The organism is Loktanella sp. 3ANDIMAR09 (genome assembly GCF_001420005.1).
GTDB lineage: Bacteria > Pseudomonadota > Alphaproteobacteria > Rhodobacterales > Rhodobacteraceae > Loktanella.
The window spans coordinates 91,934-106,113 of the sequence record NZ_LJAK01000007.1 but is presented as its reverse complement, the minus strand read 5'-3'; the positions used below and the strand labels follow the sequence as shown (position 1 = coordinate 106,113).

The following is a 14,180-nucleotide window of genomic DNA, read 5'->3' as shown; positions in this document are numbered from 1 at the left end:
ACCCAATGTCCGCAGGGGCAGGGCCTGAGTCAATCGGTACGGTCACGACGCGCGAAAAACGGGGCCGTGCGTGCGCCATTTACAACGTGGCACTTGCCTGCGGCATCATTTAGCTTGCCTCGGAATCGTCACCGTCCAAGGAGTTTGCCCCTTGCGCCAGTATCATGACGCGCTGCGTCTCGTCCTTGAACAGGGTGTGCCATCCACCGACCGGACCGGCACCGGCACGATCAGTCATTTCGGCATGCAGTGCCGCTATCCGCTGGCCGACGGTTTCCCGCTGGTCACCACCAAGAAGCTGCACCTGAAATCCATCGTGCACGAACTGCTGTGGTTCCTGTCGGGGGATACCAACGTGCGGTATCTGCAGGAAAACGGTGTGTCGATCTGGAACGAATGGGCCGATGAAAACGGTGATTTGGGACCGGTTTACGGTCACCAGTGGCGTCATTTCCCCCGCGTGACACGGGACGATGACGGCACCGCGCTGCTGGGCGAGGTCGATCAGATTGCCAAACTGGTCGAGGCCATTCGCACAACACCCGACAGTCGTCGCCTGATTGTGTCCGCCTGGAACCCCGGCGAGGTTGATGCCATGGCGCTGCCGCCATGCCACACCCTGTGGCAGGTCCGGATCGCGGGAGGCAAACTGCATCTGCAACTCTACCAGCGGTCGGCCGACATGTTCCTGGGCGTGCCCTTCAACATCGCGTCCTATGCGCTGCTGGCCCATATGCTGGCCCATGTGACGGGCTATACCCCGGGGGATTTCATCCATACGATTGGCGACGCGCATATCTACAGCAACCATCGCGAACAGGTGGATCTGCAATTGTCCCGCACCCCCAAGACGCTGCCGAGGCTGCGCCTGACGCGCGATGTGACGTCGATTTTCGATTTCAGCTACGACGATTTTGCCTTTGATGGCTATGATCCGGACCCGGCGATCCGCGCGCCGGTGGCCGTCTGATGCTGACGCTGATCGTTGCCTGCGCCCGCAACGGGGCGATCGGACGCGACGGGGACATCCCGTGGCACGCACCAGAGGATCTGGCGATGTTCCAGCGCGAAACCACGGGTGGCGCACTGATCATGGGGCGGCACACATGGAACAGTCTTCCGGTGAAGCCTTTGAAAAACAGGATGAACTGCGTTGTCTCGCAGGATAGCAGCCTGACAGAACACGTGTTTGGCGATGTCGCGGCAGCGGTCGCCGCCTGTTATGCGGCGGGCTATCAGCGGATTTACGGGATCGGCGGGGCCGGTATTTATGGCGCCCTGTTGGGCATGGCGGATCGTCTGTTGATCACGCGGGTCGATCTTGATGTGCCCGACGCGGATACGTTCTTTCCCGACTTTGACGCAGGCGGGTGGACGCAGATCGCGACCCGCACGCTGCGTTCCGCTGACCCGGCCTGCGTCTTGCACGAATATCTGCGGGTCAGGGGCTAGCGCCCGTATCCCGCCCAGACAGGAGCCATTGCAACGACATGCGTATCTTTTCACTCAAGACCTGCGATACCTGCCGCAAGGCGATCAAGGCCCTGCGGGCTGCGGGCCATGACCCTGTGGTGATCGACGTGCGGGCAGACGGTATCGCCGAGGCGGATCTGACCGCGCTGATCGACCGCTTTGGCGATGACCTGATCAACCGGTCCTCGGCCACATGGCGACAGCTGTCGGACACCGAACGCGCCGGGGCACCCGATGTCCTGCTGGGCGCGCATCCGACCCTGATGAAACGCCCCGTCGTGCTCAATGGTGATGTCTGGACCCTGGGCTGGAAGGCTGACGCGCAAGCCGCCCACCTTGGTCAGACCTCGGGCGCGTGATCCAGCGGGCGTCTGCCGCCCAACCGTGAAATCAGGTGGCGTTCGTCGTCGTTGCGGAAAAACGGAACCGTCAGCGGGGCCGCGGGATTTGCCAGATGCGCTGCAAGTTCGGCCAGCGCCACCTCGGTGATGAATGGCAGGTCCAGCGCGCGTGCGGCCTTCAGATCGACCCACTGCAGGTGGGACAATTCGTCCTCGGCCCTGCCAAAGTCATCGGGGTCGGTGATCAATGCCGTGGCATCCACCAGAAAAAAACGGGCGTCGAACCGGCGGGGTGCCCCCTGCGGCGTCACGGCCCTGAAAAAGAAACGCATGCCCGCAGCCGTCGGGCGATGGCCACTGGCCGCGAAACCGCGCCAGCCCCGTGGCGGGTCCGCCCAATCGCCGGGCACGCCCAACATCTGACCCGTTTCTTCCCACAACTCTCGGATTGCGGCGGCAACCAGGGCCTGCGCATCTGCGTCACTGTCGTCTTGCAAGGCCTGCAGGGTTTCGTGGCACAAGCCGGTGGGTGCAACGAGGGCATCGTTGGGATCGACGGCACCGCCGGGAAACACGAATTTATTGGGCATGAAAACGGCAGAGGCGCCACGCTGTCCCATCAACACCCGCGGGGTACCGTCACGGCGCAATAAAATCACCGTGGCCGCATCACGGATGGGGATATCAGCTGGGCTGGCCAAACCCGTGCATCCCCTTTGACCACTGAATGCCCACGACCACCCCCTTGAGCCGTGGCAGGAGGTAGAGCGACAAGGCAACGGTCGAGACCGAAAACAGGATCGCCATCGTCATCGCGCCGGGCCGAAATTCGGTAAAGACCCAGATCATCAGCGGTGCCAGCAAATGACCGACAATCAGGATCGTCAGATAGGCGGGGCCGTCGTCAGCGCGGTGCTGGGACAGGTCTTCGGTGCAGGCCGGGCAGCGATCAGCCACGTGCAGATAGCTGTCGAACATGTCACCCTCGCCGCAATTAGGGCAGATCCGTTTGAAACCGCGCAGCATGGCGGTCTTCATTTCGCGGTCTTGCAGCGGCGTCTGTTTGTAGCTTTGGGTCATGGCGTCGGTCCTTTTAGAACCAACATGGCGTTCCGTGGGGAAATTGAAACCCTCTTTTGCAGGGTGAACGGTCGGGGTGCAGTCCAGATCGTGACGTTATCGCCGCGGGTCAGGCTGCTGACAGATCGACAGCGACCGCATTGCGACCCTCCGCCTTGGCCCGGTAGAGCGCGAGGTCAGCCCGGTCGAACAGCGCATCAAGCGCCCGAAGGGATTGCCCGTCGCCGGACCCAGCCGCAATGCCGACCGAAATGGTGACACGCAGCGGGCTGCGGTCGCCGCCTGCGTCAAAATATTTTGCGCCGATCCTTTCGCGCAGGCGCTGGGCTGCGGTCGTGGCGTCCGCCAGCGATGTGCGCGGCATCACGATCAGAAATTCCTCACCACCGATCCGCGCCACCAGATCGTCAGGTCGGAAACTGTTGCGCAAACAGGCCCCGACGCCCGTCAGCACACGGTCGCCTGTGCTATGGCCATAGGTATCATTCACCGCCTTGAAGTGGTCAATGTCAGCGACCATCAGGGCATAGTCGCACCCGGTTTCGCGGGCCTGTTCCGCAATCCGGCGAAGATGGGCCAAGGCATAGCGGCGATTGAACAATCCCGTGAGGGGGTCCGTCATCGCGGCGGCCAGCCCGGTTTCAACCTGATCAAGCAGGCGGTCACGCTGGCATTTATGTGCAACGAGGACACGCGTGCGGTGACACAGTTCGTCCTGCTCGAACGGTCCCAGGATCACGTCGTCGGCCCCCAGATCCAGCACCAGCGCAGCCGTCCGCAGGTCATCCTGGGCAAGCAGGATCAGTTGTGCTGCATGTCTTGTCTGATCGCGGGTGCGCAGATCAGCCAGCAGGCGGAACAGGTCGTCCCCGTCGGACCGGCAGCGCCTTGCGTCGATGATGAAAACATCCGTTGCCACACGGGATTCGTCGGAAAGGGCACCGTCGCGGTCCATGACCCGCACCCGCTGCCCCAGCCCGGCCTGCAGCTGCGCTGAAACGTCGCCGCCGCCAGTGCGTGATCCGACAGCAGCGTGACACAGGCTGGTGCGATCCGGGGGCTGCGCGTTTCATCCAGCCCCATCATGCGAAGCGTCTCGCTGCGCAGGTCCAGTTCACGCGCGCGGTTGCCGCGGCGCAGCAGATTGCGAACCCGCGCAAGAAGCAATGTATCGCAGACGGGGCGCGGCAACACATCGTCCGCCCCCGCATCCAGCGCCATGAAACGTGCCGCACTGGTGTCCTGACCGCCAACCGAAATAATCGGCACGTTGCGCGTTGCCTGCTGTGCGCGCAGATGCGTGCAAAAAGCGTGGCCATCGGAAAAATTGTCGGTCAGGTTGATCAGGATCATGTCAGGGCATCGTTTTTGAACGCTGGCATATGCGGCCGTACAGTCGCTGACAGCCTCGACATCATATTTGGCAGCGAGGAGTTTCACCCGCAGGACGATGCGATTTGTGGACACAGAGTCCACGATCAATAATCTACCGGACATTCTTCCAACCCTGTCTGATGGTTTCACCACCTTCTGACTGGACACTGCGCCCGATAGATTAAAAAAAGGTTCATCATTGCCGAGGGACATTCGATGACACCGGAATACGCCGAAATCATCGCGCTGCAGGCGCTGGCACATGTCGTGGCGGATCAGGACCTGAGTGCCGCCTTTATGGGGCCGAACGGTCTGTCGGCCGGTGACATGCGGGCGGGCGCGACCGACCCTGCCTTTCTCGCGGCGCTGCTCGAATTTCTGTGCCAGCGGGATGATTGGGTGATGGCATTTTGCGATGCGCATGGACACGCCTACGAGGTGCCGATGCAGGCCCGTTATAGTTTGCCCGGAAACGAGGAGGTCAGCTGGACCTGATGGCACACCCGACCGGACTGATCTTTGACAAGGATGGCACCCTGTTCGATTTCAACGCCACCTGGGGGGCGTGGACCCGCACCATGCTGGATGCAGAGGCCAGCGGGGACATGGCATTGGTTGAACCGCTGGCACAGGCCCTGGGCTATGACCTGACGGCAGGCCGGTTCCTGGCCGGCAGCATCGTCATTGCGGAACCCGTCCATGTCGTGGCCGACACCATTCTGCGGATCACGGGCCAGACGGACAAGTCCGCCCTGATCGCGCGCATGGACGCGGCCAGCGCCGAGGTCACGCAGCACCCGGCGGCAGATCTGCCGGATTTGATGTCGCGCTTGCGCGCGGCTGGTCATGTCCTGGGGCTGGCCACCAATGACAGCGAGGCGCCTGCGCGCAGGCATCTGGCAGATCATGCGATCGACGCTGCGTTTGATTTCGTGGCCGGGGCGGACAGCGGCTTTGGTCACAAACCGGGACCGGGGCAACTGGATGCATTCTGTGCGCAGACAGGGATCGCACCGCAGAATTGCGCGATGATCGGTGACAGCACGCACGACCTGACAGCGGGACGTGCCGCCGGCATGATCTGCATTGGCGTGTTGACCGGACCTGCGCCGCGCACAGAGCTGGCACCCCACGCCGATGTCGTGCTCGACAGTATCGCGGACCTTCCGGCCTGGCTGGATGGCCGGGGCTGACGGCCCGCAGGTTGATCGCCTGACGGTTTCGTGATCCCTGCGCGGGAAAATTTTCGGCGGCCTGCGAAACTCTGTGTCGTGCTTCATCGTGGTTCTGGCATCACACGGCGGAATGACCCGCCGAGACAACAGAGAGAAGATGCCATGACGATGAAAACATCCCTGATGACCGCCGCTGCCGTTCTGACCCTGTCCACTGGTTCCGCATTTGCCGCAGCCCACGCCGCAGAGAACCCGATGGTCGGCGGCGCGGAAATGCTGCCCAGCATGACCATCGTCGAAAACGCATCCAACGCCGACAACCTGACCACGCTGGTCGCCGCTGTCGCCGCTGCCGGTCTGGTCGACACGCTGTCCGGACCGGGTCCGTTCACCGTTTTCGCACCGACCAACGATGCATTCGCGAAACTGAACCAGGACCAGGTGGCCGAGCTGCTGAAGCCGGAAAACCAGGCCGCGCTGGCGCAGATCCTGACCTGTCACGTGGTTGCGGCCAACGCGGATTCTGCCACGATCCTCGGGATGATCGCCGATGACGGTGGCATGCACGCTGTCGAAACCGTCGGTGGCTGCACGTTGATGGCAAAACAGGACGGCGACACCATCACGCTGACCGACGAGCGTGGCCAGGTGGTCACCGTCACACAGGCTGACGTGTTCCAGTCCAACGGCGTCGTGCACGTCATCGACACGGTCATCCTGCCTGCCGAATAAATTGATCCTGGCCCTCGGGCCGGATTGGCAGAACGACATCGCCCCCGCACATCATTGTGCGGGGGCTTTGCGTTCGGACAGGTGCGGATCAGAACGTGCGCAGATAGGCCGTCAGGATCTGGCGCGCGGCCTCCAGATCGCCCCGGTCCACCATTTCGGTGACGGTATGGATATAGCGCGTGCCAACCACGATCCCGATGGCGCGCGCTCCCGATGCGGCCTGCTGGGCGGCGGCCCCGTCCTGACCACCGGCGGCCAGCATGGTGCGCTGGTAGGGGATGCCTTCCTTGTCGGCCAGTGCCGCAAAGTCGCGGACCAGTCCCGTGTCCGCGATGAAAGAGCTGTCGCGCACGTGCAGGCCGAACCCCTTGCCATGGCGCGTTGTCGCCAGATGGTCGGCGATACCGGGGGTGTCGCAGGCCAGAGTGGTGTCGATACCGATGCCGATATCGGGTTGGATACGGTGCGCGGCGGTCTTGGCACCGCGCAGACCGACTTCTTCCTGGCTGGTGAATGCCACGTGAATTTCTGCGCCGCGACCGTCCTCGGCCAGCGCGCGGATGACCTCGATCCCCAGCCAGCAGGCGATCCGGTTGTCCAGCGCCTTGGACACGATCTTGTCGCCCATTTCCAGCAGCGGTTCGTCCATCACCACGAAATCACCGATCTGGACATGGTCCCTGGTCGCGGCACCCAGCCCGGTGTCGATAAAGAATTCGCCGACCTCGGGCACCTTTTTGCGATCCTCGGGGCTGGAAATATGGATCGGCTTGCCGCCGGGGTTCATCACCCCCTTGAGGTCGCCATTGTCGGTGCAGACCAGAACGCGGCGCGAAAACAGGTTGCGCGGGTCGAAACCGCCGACGGGCTGGACATAGATGAACCCCTTGTCGTCGATATGGCTGACCAGAAATCCGATTTCGTCCATGTGGCACAGCAGCATGATGCGTGGCGCACCTTCGGTGCTCGCATCGCGGCGGCACAGCAGGCTGCCCATCGGGTCGGTTTCGACATGATCGAACAGACCGTCGATTTCCGACAGGATCAGGTCGCGGACCCGGTCCTCGCGTCCGGGGACGCCGGGCGTTTCGCACAGTCGCTTGAGCAGATCGATGTTCATGGGGGCACCTTTTGCAATTTGGATTTGCCGGCACCCTATGCCTGTGCCACGGGACCCGCAACGCGGCAGCGATCGCGATGGCGGGCAGTGGATGCGACTTATCCCCGCGAAATGTGCCGTTCACCGGCGATTCGCCGCCTTATCCACAGCAGATTCGCCAAAACGGACTTTACACAAAGTAAACCTGCCGTCACGATATCTTGTAGGGGCGGAACAAGAACCATACCCGTCATAGAGCAGCGAACAAGCGGGCAGGACCTCATCCGAAGTCCCGCAGAGAGGCAAACGATATGGCCCTGACAGACATGTTTCTGGACACCGACGATGTGCATCCGATCGATCTGGTCGAACATCTGGCGGAACATCACGCCTGGGAATTCGACCGTGTGCACGATGACCGGATCGCGATGGCTGTCGAAGGCCAGTGGCGCACCTACGCTTTGACTCTGGCCTGGTCGCAGGCGGACGAAACCCTGCGCCTGATCTGCACCTATGAGATGGAACCGCCCGCATCCCGCCTGCCTGCGCTGTTCGAGGCGCTGAACGCGATCAATGACGACAGCTGGGGCGGCACGTTCACATGGTGGGGCGATCAAAAGATGATGGTCTACCGCTACGGTCTCGTGCTTGCGGGCGATCAGGTGGCCAGCCCTGAACAGATCGACACGATGATCCACACCGCCGTGACCTGTTGCGAACGCTACTACCCCGCGCTGCAGCTGGTCACCTGGGCGAACCGGTCCCCCGAAGAAGCGCTGAAAATCGCCATCGCGGAAACCTACGGTCGCGCCTGACCCTGCGCATTGGTCAATTGCTTGCACCCCTGCATGGCGGGGCGTAGCGTCTGGACGAATTGACAGATGGGGTGCCTGATATGGATATGAATGACGTCGCTGATCGTGGTCTGGTGCTGCTGGGCTGTGGCAAGATGGGATCGGCCCTGCTGGACGGCTGGCTGAAATCCGGCCTGCCTGCAGGTTCGGTCTGGATACTGGACCCCAACCCCAGCGACTGGGTGCGCGCCACCGGTTGCCATATCAACGATGGCACGCCCGAGGCACCCGCCGTGGCGCTGGTGGCCGTGAAACCGCAGATGATGGGCGATGCGCTGCCTGCGATGGCAGCCTTGGGCGGCGGCAAGACGCTGTTCGTGTCGGTCGCGGCAGGCACGTCGCTGGCGCGGTTCGAGGCCGCCTTTGGCGCGGACAGTCCCATCGTGCGCACCATGCCCAACACACCCGCCGCCATAGGGCGCGGTATCAGTGCGCTGGTCGGTAATACCGCTGCGACCGATGATCACCTGTCACTGGCGGAAACGCTGATGAACGCGGTCGGTCAGACCGTTCGCCTGGACGACGAGGCGCAGATCGACGCGGTCACCGGCGTGTCCGGGTCTGGCCCGGCCTATGTGTTTCACCTGATCGAAACGCTTGCCGCTGCCGGGGTAGAACAGGGGCTGTCCGAGGATGTCGCCATGCGGCTGGCCAAGGCGACGGTCGGCGGGGCAGGGCAGCTGGCAGAGGACTCGGACGAGGATCCCGCCCAGCTGCGCCGCAACGTGACCTCGCCCAATGGCACGACCCAGGCCGCGTTGGAGGTGCTGATGGACGCGGAAACCGGCTTCCCCAAACTGTTGTCGCGCGCGGTCACTGCGGCGGCTGACCGCGGACGGGAGCTGTCGCGTGACTGATCAGATCGATTTCGACGATTTCATGAAGGTCGATGTGCGCGTTGGCACCGTGGTGCGGGCCGAACCCTACCCCGAGGCCCGCAAACCCGCGATCAAGCTGTGGATCGATTTCGGTGGCGACATCGGTGAACGCAAAACCTCGGCCCAGCTGACGGTCCACTACACACCGGAAGGGTTGATCGGACGTCAGGTCATGGCGGTCGTGAATTTTCCGCCGCGCCAGATCGGAAAATTCATGTCAGAGGTGCTGGTCATGGGATTTCCCGATGCCGATGGTGCCGTTGTGCTGGCCACACCGGATCAGACTGTGCCGAACGGGGGGCGGTTGCATTGAAACGCCTTCTGTTGACCCGCCCATTTCCGGACGCGACCATCGAGGCGGTGCGCCCGCATTTTGATGTCACGATCAGCGACGACGGCCCGCTAAGCGTCGAGGCCGCTGCATCGGCATTGCAGGAATACGACGCAATCATGTGCACCTTGGGTGACGGTTTCACCGACATGGCATTCGCGACGCCCGACCTGCGGTGCAAGATGCTGGCCAATTTCGGCGTTGGCTACAACCACATCGACGTGCGCGCGGCCAAGGCTGCTGGCGTCACCGTGTCCAACACGCCCGGTGCCGTCACAGATGCGACCGCTGACATCGCGCTGACGCTGATGCTGATGGCCGCCCGCCGCGCGGGCGAGGGAGAGCGTTTGGTGCGCGCGGGACAATGGACCGGATGGGAGCCGACGCAACTGCTGGGGATGCATCTGACCGGCAAACGTATCGGCATCGTCGGCATGGGCCGCATTGGTCAGGCCATCGCGCGTCGCGCGCATTTCGGTTTCGACATGAAGGTGATCTATTACAATCGCTCAGTCAAAGACGTCGATTTCCCCGCTCGTCAGGTCGAGGAACTCAGCGGCGTGATGAGCCAATCGGATGTGGTCGTTGTGGCCGTGCCGGGAGGCGGTGAGAACGTCCACCTGATCGACGCTGACGCACTGGCGGAACTGAGCGACGGTGCAATTTTCATCAATATCGCGCGTGGCGATGTCGTGGACGAAGCATCATTGGTGGCTGCGCTGAAATCCGGCCGCATCAGCGCAGGTTTGGACGTCTACGAGAACGAACCGACGGTGCCATCAGAATTGCTGGGCTTGGACAACGTGGTATTGCTGCCGCACCTTGGCACGGCAGCGTTGGAGGTACGCGAGGCGATGGGGCAGCTCGCCGTGGATAACCTGATCGCGTGGGATCAAGGGGATTCGCCGCCAAACGTGGTCTAGCGCGGGATCATGCGGTGGATGACGCTTTTGTCGCCACCTATGAAATGGTGATACGCTGCCCCGGCGATGTGTAGCACGATCAGGGCGATCAGCACCTTGCCGGTGACGTCGTGAACCTCTGCCATCCATTCCAGTTTGAAAAACCACGCGATTGCGCCTGCGACCGGCATGGCGATCAAGATTGCGTAGAACAGCCAATGGGTGGCCCGGCTGACCGTCTGGATCAATTCCGGGGCATGTGTCGGCGGCGGCGGGATGTCGGTCGTGCGACGGATCATCAGCCGCCACAGCATCAGCAGGCCAATCGTGGCGCCCGGTATCGCGTGGAATGCTGCTCCAGTCGTCCAGCCGCCGCTGGCCGTCTCAAGCTTGGCGTCGAAGGCAGCCCCCATGTTTTCGGCGAAGAAGAACTGGACGGCGACCAGCAGCGCAATGACCCAGTGCAGGAACATGTGTTTGCGGGAATACCGAAGGGTGTCGGACATGGCTTTGGACCTACCAAGTGAATAGGAAGCAAACTCAGATCAGGCGATCGGGTTCCGCGTCGTCCATCGCGTCACGCCAGTGTTTGCGACAAAGCGACACGTAGCGGTCGTTGCCGCCGACCTGCACCTGTTCGCCCGCCTGAACGACGCGGCCTTCGGCGTCCTTGCGGATCACCATGGTGGCCTTGCGCCCGCAATGGCAGATCGTGCGGACCTCTCGCATTTCATCGGCCAGCGCCAAGAGGGTGGCAGAGCCGGGGAACAGTTTGCCCTGAAAATCAACGCGCAGGCCGAAACACATGATCGGCACGCCCAGATCGTCGACCGCGCGGGCCAGTTGCCAGACCTGTTCGTCCTCGAGGAACTGTGCCTCGTCGATAAAGACGCAGGCGCAGGGGCCGTCATCCAGACGCTTGGCGATCTTGGTGAACAGGTTTTCGCCGGGGGCGAATGTATCGGCCACGTCGCCAATGCCGATCCGGCTTGCGATGCGGCCTTGCCCCGCGCGCGTATCCAGCCGCGCCGTCATCAGATAGGTCCGCATCCCGCGTTCGATGTAATTGTGGCTGGCCTGCAGCAACACGGTCGATTTGCCCGCGTTCATCGTGGAATAATTGAAATAGAGCTTCGCCATGCGCCTGCCTACCGCCACGATCCAACCCTTTGCAAGAGCGTGCGTGCCTGTCTGCCGATCACACCGCCGGATCGTCATGGAACAGTTCAGCCCTGCGATCCGTTGTCCGACTGAAAAGACAAAGGATAAAGCCATGACCGACATTCCGACCCAAGCCTTTCACGACGGAAACGCGATCCCGAAATTCGGATTGGGTCTCTGGCAGGTGCCAAAGGACACATGCGCCGATGTCGTGCGTGATGCCATCGGCATGGGCTATCGCCTGATCGACGGTGCGGCGATGTACAAAAACGAAGAGGAGCTGGGCGAGGGCATCCGCGCAAGCGAGGTGTCACGCGATGATTTGTTCATCACGTCCAAGGTCTGGAACGACGGCATGTCCTATGACGACGTGCGCAAATCGGTCGAGGACAGCCTGAAACGCACAGGTCTGGAAAAACTGGACCTGATGCTGCTGCACTGGCCCTTTCCGCAGCAGGACACCTATGTGACCGCGTGGAAGGCATTGATCGACGCGCAGGCCGACGGACAGATGACATCAATCGGTGTGTCGAATTTCCACAAGGATCATCTGGACCGGATCATTGGCGAAACCGGCGTTAAACCCGTCCTGAACCAGGTCGAGGTGAACCCGCGCCTGCAGCAGGCCAAACTGGCCCAGGTCAACGACGCGCGCGACATCGTCACACAAAGCTGGTCACCGCTGGGCAGTGCGCGGTCATTCGATGCCGCCCCGATCAAGGCGATTGCAGACCGCACGGGCAAGTCCCCGGCACAGGTGATCCTGCGCTGGCACATCGACATCGGGAACGTCGTGATCAGCCGGTCCGGCAACCCCGATCACCTGCGGGCCAACATGGACATTTTTGATTTCAACCTGACCGACGATGACCTGACGGCCATCGCTGCGCTGGACACCGGGGAACGCACCGGGCCTGACCCCGATACGTTCAACGGGGTCGACTAGGCCCGTTCGACGACAACCGACCCGACGGAATACCCGGCGCCAAAGGAACAGATGATTCCCTTGTCGCCGGGGGCCAGGTCGTCCGAATATTTCGAAAACGCGATGATCGATCCGGCCGACGATGTGTTGGCATAATCCTGCAGGATATTCGGCTGTTCATCGGGTTCGGGGTCGCGGCCCATGACCTTTTTGCCGATGTAGCTGTTCATCGTCTTGTTGGCCTGATGCAGCCACAGCCGTTTGAGGTCAGCCGCCGTCAGGCCCTCGTCTGCCATGTGATCCGCCATGTGCTGGCTGACCATCGGCAGCACCTCCTTGAACACGCGGCGCCCGTTCTGCATGAACTGCATGTCACGTCGGTCTTCCATCTGGTCGCGCGTCCGGCGCAGAAAACCGGCATTGTTGCGGATGTTGTTGGAAAACGCGGTCGCACAACGGGTCGACAGGACCTTGAAATGCGCACCATTGGCCGCGTCCTGGGATTGCAGGACGGTCGCGGTGCAGACGTCACCGAAAATGAAATGACAGTCGCGGTCGCGCCATTCGTGATGGCCGCTGGTGATTTCGGGGTTGACGACGACAGCCGCCCGGACCGACCCGGCCTTGATCATGTCGGCCGCCAGCTGGATGCCGAATGTCGCGGACGAACAGGCCACGTTCATGTCAAAGGCAAAGCCGCCGGCACCGATCAACTGCTGGATTTCGACCGCCACCGCCGGATAGGCACGTTCGATGTTGGATGCGGCACAGATCACCAGATCGACATCCGCGCCCGTGATCCCGGCCTGCGCCAACGCCTTGGCAATCGCGTCCTGGGCGATTTCCGCCATCAGGGATGGTTCATCATCGCTGCGGGCGCGAAAATGCGGATACATCCGCGTCGGGTCCAGCACACCGGATTTGTCGATCACATAACGCCGTTCGATCCCGGATGCGGCAACGATGAAATCCTCTGACGAATGGGGCTTTGCCGCCATTTTCTCTGCGGCGATGTCGTCGGCATGTTCCGCATTCCACAGATCCGCATAGGCATTATAAGCCGTCACCAGCTCGGCATTGGTGATGATTTCGGACGGGGTGAACACACCCGTTCCGGTGATGGCGGCATTTGGCATGATGGGACCTTTCGCTGGGTAACTGATTTTGCCGTTGCCGGGCGCGCTTGTCCAGCAAGTGGTCTCTTTACACGACGTCAGCTTCGTCGCAGGTTTCCAGCGACACCGCGAGGAGACAGACCATGGCACAATGGTACTATGCGAACGACGGCAAGGAACACGGCCCAATTGACGAATCCGAATTCGGGGCATTGACCCGGTCCGGCATCATAGGCCCCCGCACATTGGTCTGGACTGACACCATGAAGGAATGGGAACCCGCGCATATGCACGTCGAGGGCGTGTCGCGGACCCCGGCACAGCCAGCGGGTGCCGGGCGACCCGCAGTGCCAGAGTATGCAGACACGGGCCGCGATTATCGCCGTCAAAGCGGGATGAAAGACGCGTTTCAGCAATTCTTTGCCCGCTATTTCGATTTCAAGGGACGCAGCAACCGTGGTGAATTCTGGTGGTTCATGCTGGACAGCATCATCATCGGTATCGTTCTGGGCATCGTCGATGCCGCTCTGTTTGGCGAAGTTGGTCAGGAATTCGGCGTGCTGGGCAATATCTGGTCGCTTGCGGTCTTTATCCCGACCATCGCGCTGACCGCACGCCGCCTGCATGACATCGACAAATCGGGCTGGTGGCAGTTGCTGCTGCTCTTGCCGGTGATCGGCTGGATCATCCTGATCGTGTGGTGGTGCCGCGTGCCTGACGGACCAAACCGGTTCGGCTGA

The 14,180-nt window shown here is 62.0% G+C and carries 20 protein-coding genes; 12 read left to right on the top strand and 8 right to left on the bottom strand.

Annotated elements, in window-relative coordinates:
• Nucleotides 1-151 precede the first annotated feature (151 nt).
• The 3 genes from AN189_RS12000 to AN189_RS11990 are packed head-to-tail and all read left to right on the top strand — an operon-like array spanning nucleotide 152 to nucleotide 1,832.
• On the top strand, nucleotides 152-970 hold the full coding sequence (locus AN189_RS12000; protein WP_056036113.1) for a thymidylate synthase: 819 nt from the start codon (nucleotides 152-154) through the stop codon (nucleotides 968-970).
• Nucleotides 970-1,452 carry a dihydrofolate reductase gene (locus AN189_RS11995; protein WP_056036110.1) on the top strand — a complete coding sequence of 161 codons (483 nt, stop codon included), beginning with the start codon at nucleotides 970-972 and terminating at the stop codon, nucleotides 1,450-1,452. The genes AN189_RS12000 and AN189_RS11995 overlap by 1 nt, the downstream gene beginning before the upstream one ends.
• A 38-nt stretch (nucleotides 1,453-1,490) precedes the next feature.
• Nucleotides 1,491-1,832 (top strand): arsenate reductase family protein, encoded by a 342-nt coding sequence (locus AN189_RS11990; protein WP_056036108.1) that lies wholly within the window; start codon nucleotides 1,491-1,493, stop codon nucleotides 1,830-1,832.
• Here the strand turns inward: AN189_RS11990 and AN189_RS11985 are convergent.
• From AN189_RS11985 to AN189_RS11970, 4 genes are all read right to left on the bottom strand, one after another.
• A complete protein-coding gene (locus AN189_RS11985; protein WP_056036310.1) occupies nucleotides 1,814-2,497 on the bottom strand; it encodes an NUDIX domain-containing protein in 684 nt (227 codons plus the stop codon). The genes AN189_RS11990 and AN189_RS11985 overlap by 19 nt on opposite strands.
• A 1-nt stretch (nucleotide 2,498) precedes the next feature.
• The gene (locus tag AN189_RS11980; protein WP_056036105.1) at nucleotides 2,499-2,894 is read right to left on the bottom strand and encodes a DUF983 domain-containing protein; all 396 of its coding nucleotides are present in this window, start codon (nucleotides 2,892-2,894) and stop codon (nucleotides 2,499-2,501) included.
• A 109-nt stretch (nucleotides 2,895-3,003) separates the two neighbouring features.
• Nucleotides 3,004-3,813 carry a diguanylate cyclase gene (locus tag AN189_RS11975; RefSeq protein ID WP_172794905.1) on the bottom strand — a complete coding sequence of 270 codons (810 nt, stop codon included), beginning with the start codon at nucleotides 3,811-3,813 and terminating at the stop codon, nucleotides 3,004-3,006.
• Nucleotides 3,696-4,391 (bottom strand): two-component system response regulator, encoded by a 696-nt coding sequence (locus AN189_RS11970; protein ID WP_172794904.1) that lies wholly within the window; start codon nucleotides 4,389-4,391, stop codon nucleotides 3,696-3,698. The genes AN189_RS11975 and AN189_RS11970 overlap by 118 nt, the downstream gene beginning before the upstream one ends.
• 93 nt (nucleotides 4,392-4,484) lie before the next feature.
• Here AN189_RS11970 and AN189_RS11965 point away from each other — a divergent pair, with 93 nt between their 5' ends.
• The 3 genes from AN189_RS11965 (at nucleotide 4,485) to AN189_RS11955 (ending at nucleotide 6,175) form a co-directional block, all read left to right on the top strand.
• Entirely contained in the window at nucleotides 4,485-4,763 is a 279-nt protein-coding gene (locus AN189_RS11965) for a DUF3572 domain-containing protein (RefSeq protein WP_056036094.1), read from the top strand.
• Nucleotides 4,763-5,461 carry an HAD family hydrolase gene (locus AN189_RS11960; protein WP_056036092.1) on the top strand — a complete coding sequence of 233 codons (699 nt, stop codon included), beginning with the start codon at nucleotides 4,763-4,765 and terminating at the stop codon, nucleotides 5,459-5,461. The genes AN189_RS11965 and AN189_RS11960 overlap by 1 nt, the downstream gene beginning before the upstream one ends.
• 150 nt (nucleotides 5,462-5,611) lie before the next feature.
• A complete protein-coding gene (locus AN189_RS11955) occupies nucleotides 5,612-6,175 on the top strand; it encodes a fasciclin domain-containing protein (RefSeq protein ID WP_253279611.1) in 564 nt (187 codons plus the stop codon).
• Between the two features lie 88 nt (nucleotides 6,176-6,263).
• On the opposite strand, the gene AN189_RS11950 is transcribed toward AN189_RS11955, so the two are convergent.
• Nucleotides 6,264-7,295, bottom strand: a complete 1,032-nt coding sequence (locus AN189_RS11950) for a M42 family metallopeptidase (protein ID WP_056036090.1) — start codon at nucleotides 7,293-7,295, stop codon at nucleotides 6,264-6,266.
• 290 nt (nucleotides 7,296-7,585) lie between these two features.
• Between AN189_RS11950 and AN189_RS11945 the strand changes: the two genes are divergently transcribed.
• From AN189_RS11945 to AN189_RS11930, 4 genes are all read left to right on the top strand, one after another.
• On the top strand, nucleotides 7,586-8,089 hold the full coding sequence (locus tag AN189_RS11945) for a YbjN domain-containing protein (protein WP_056036088.1): 504 nt from the start codon (nucleotides 7,586-7,588) through the stop codon (nucleotides 8,087-8,089).
• Between the two features lie 80 nt (nucleotides 8,090-8,169).
• Complete coding sequence (gene proC, locus AN189_RS11940) at nucleotides 8,170-8,985, top strand: pyrroline-5-carboxylate reductase (RefSeq protein WP_056036083.1); 816 nt, start codon at nucleotides 8,170-8,172, stop codon at nucleotides 8,983-8,985.
• The gene (locus AN189_RS11935) at nucleotides 8,978-9,319 is read left to right on the top strand and encodes a tRNA-binding protein (protein ID WP_083484384.1); all 342 of its coding nucleotides are present in this window, start codon (nucleotides 8,978-8,980) and stop codon (nucleotides 9,317-9,319) included. The genes proC and AN189_RS11935 overlap by 8 nt, the downstream gene beginning before the upstream one ends.
• Nucleotides 9,316-10,260: a D-glycerate dehydrogenase gene (locus AN189_RS11930; RefSeq protein ID WP_056036079.1), complete on the top strand. Its 945-nt coding sequence runs from the start codon at nucleotides 9,316-9,318 to the stop codon at nucleotides 10,258-10,260. Before AN189_RS11935 ends, AN189_RS11930 begins: the two co-directional genes overlap by 4 nt.
• On the opposite strand, the gene AN189_RS11925 is transcribed toward AN189_RS11930, so the two are convergent.
• Complete coding sequence (locus AN189_RS11925) at nucleotides 10,257-10,745, bottom strand: cytochrome b (protein ID WP_083484383.1); 489 nt, start codon at nucleotides 10,743-10,745, stop codon at nucleotides 10,257-10,259. The genes AN189_RS11930 and AN189_RS11925 overlap by 4 nt on opposite strands.
• Before the next feature lie 34 nt (nucleotides 10,746-10,779).
• Nucleotides 10,780-11,379: a thymidine kinase gene (locus tag AN189_RS11920; RefSeq protein WP_056036304.1), complete on the bottom strand. Its 600-nt coding sequence runs from the start codon at nucleotides 11,377-11,379 to the stop codon at nucleotides 10,780-10,782.
• 133 nt (nucleotides 11,380-11,512) lie between these two features.
• Here AN189_RS11920 and AN189_RS11915 point away from each other — a divergent pair, with 133 nt between their 5' ends.
• A complete protein-coding gene (locus AN189_RS11915) occupies nucleotides 11,513-12,346 on the top strand; it encodes an aldo/keto reductase (protein ID WP_056036302.1) in 834 nt (277 codons plus the stop codon).
• Here AN189_RS11915 and AN189_RS11910 read toward each other — a convergent pair.
• Nucleotides 12,343-13,461 (bottom strand): beta-ketoacyl-ACP synthase III, encoded by a 1,119-nt coding sequence (locus AN189_RS11910; protein ID WP_056036073.1) that lies wholly within the window; start codon nucleotides 13,459-13,461, stop codon nucleotides 12,343-12,345. The genes AN189_RS11915 and AN189_RS11910 overlap by 4 nt on opposite strands.
• Before the next feature lie 122 nt (nucleotides 13,462-13,583).
• Here AN189_RS11910 and AN189_RS18805 point away from each other — a divergent pair, with 122 nt between their 5' ends.
• Nucleotides 13,584-14,180 (top strand): DUF805 domain-containing protein, encoded by a 597-nt coding sequence (locus tag AN189_RS18805; protein WP_083484382.1) that lies wholly within the window; start codon nucleotides 13,584-13,586, stop codon nucleotides 14,178-14,180.

Excerpts from the sequence above, each read along its gene's own strand:
- AN189_RS11995 (WP_056036110.1), top strand. The coding sequence starts at position 970 with ATGCTGACGCTGATCGTTGCCTGCGCCCGCAACGGGGCGATCGGACGC.
- AN189_RS11990 (WP_056036108.1), top strand. The coding sequence starts at position 1,491 with ATGCGTATCTTTTCACTCAAGACCTGCGATACCTGCCGCAAGGCGATC.
- AN189_RS11980 (WP_056036105.1), bottom strand. The coding sequence starts at position 2,894 with ATGACCCAAAGCTACAAACAGACGCCGCTGCAAGACCGCGAAATGAAG.
- AN189_RS11970 (WP_172794904.1), bottom strand. The coding sequence starts at position 4,391 with ATGTCCGGTAGATTATTGATCGTGGACTCTGTGTCCACAAATCGCATC.
- AN189_RS11965 (WP_056036094.1), top strand. The coding sequence starts at position 4,485 with ATGACACCGGAATACGCCGAAATCATCGCGCTGCAGGCGCTGGCACAT.
- AN189_RS11960 (WP_056036092.1), top strand. The coding sequence starts at position 4,763 with ATGGCACACCCGACCGGACTGATCTTTGACAAGGATGGCACCCTGTTC.
- AN189_RS11955 (WP_253279611.1), top strand. The coding sequence starts at position 5,612 with ATGAAAACATCCCTGATGACCGCCGCTGCCGTTCTGACCCTGTCCACT.
- AN189_RS11950 (WP_056036090.1), bottom strand. The coding sequence starts at position 7,295 with ATGAACATCGATCTGCTCAAGCGACTGTGCGAAACGCCCGGCGTCCCC.
- AN189_RS11945 (WP_056036088.1), top strand. The coding sequence starts at position 7,586 with ATGGCCCTGACAGACATGTTTCTGGACACCGACGATGTGCATCCGATC.
- proC (WP_056036083.1), top strand. The coding sequence starts at position 8,170 with ATGGATATGAATGACGTCGCTGATCGTGGTCTGGTGCTGCTGGGCTGT.
- AN189_RS11925 (WP_083484383.1), bottom strand. The coding sequence starts at position 10,745 with ATGTCCGACACCCTTCGGTATTCCCGCAAACACATGTTCCTGCACTGG.
- AN189_RS11920 (WP_056036304.1), bottom strand. The coding sequence starts at position 11,379 with ATGGCGAAGCTCTATTTCAATTATTCCACGATGAACGCGGGCAAATCG.
- AN189_RS11915 (WP_056036302.1), top strand. The coding sequence starts at position 11,513 with ATGACCGACATTCCGACCCAAGCCTTTCACGACGGAAACGCGATCCCG.
- AN189_RS11910 (WP_056036073.1), bottom strand. The coding sequence starts at position 13,461 with ATGCCAAATGCCGCCATCACCGGAACGGGTGTGTTCACCCCGTCCGAA.
- AN189_RS18805 (WP_083484382.1), top strand. The coding sequence starts at position 13,584 with ATGGCACAATGGTACTATGCGAACGACGGCAAGGAACACGGCCCAATT.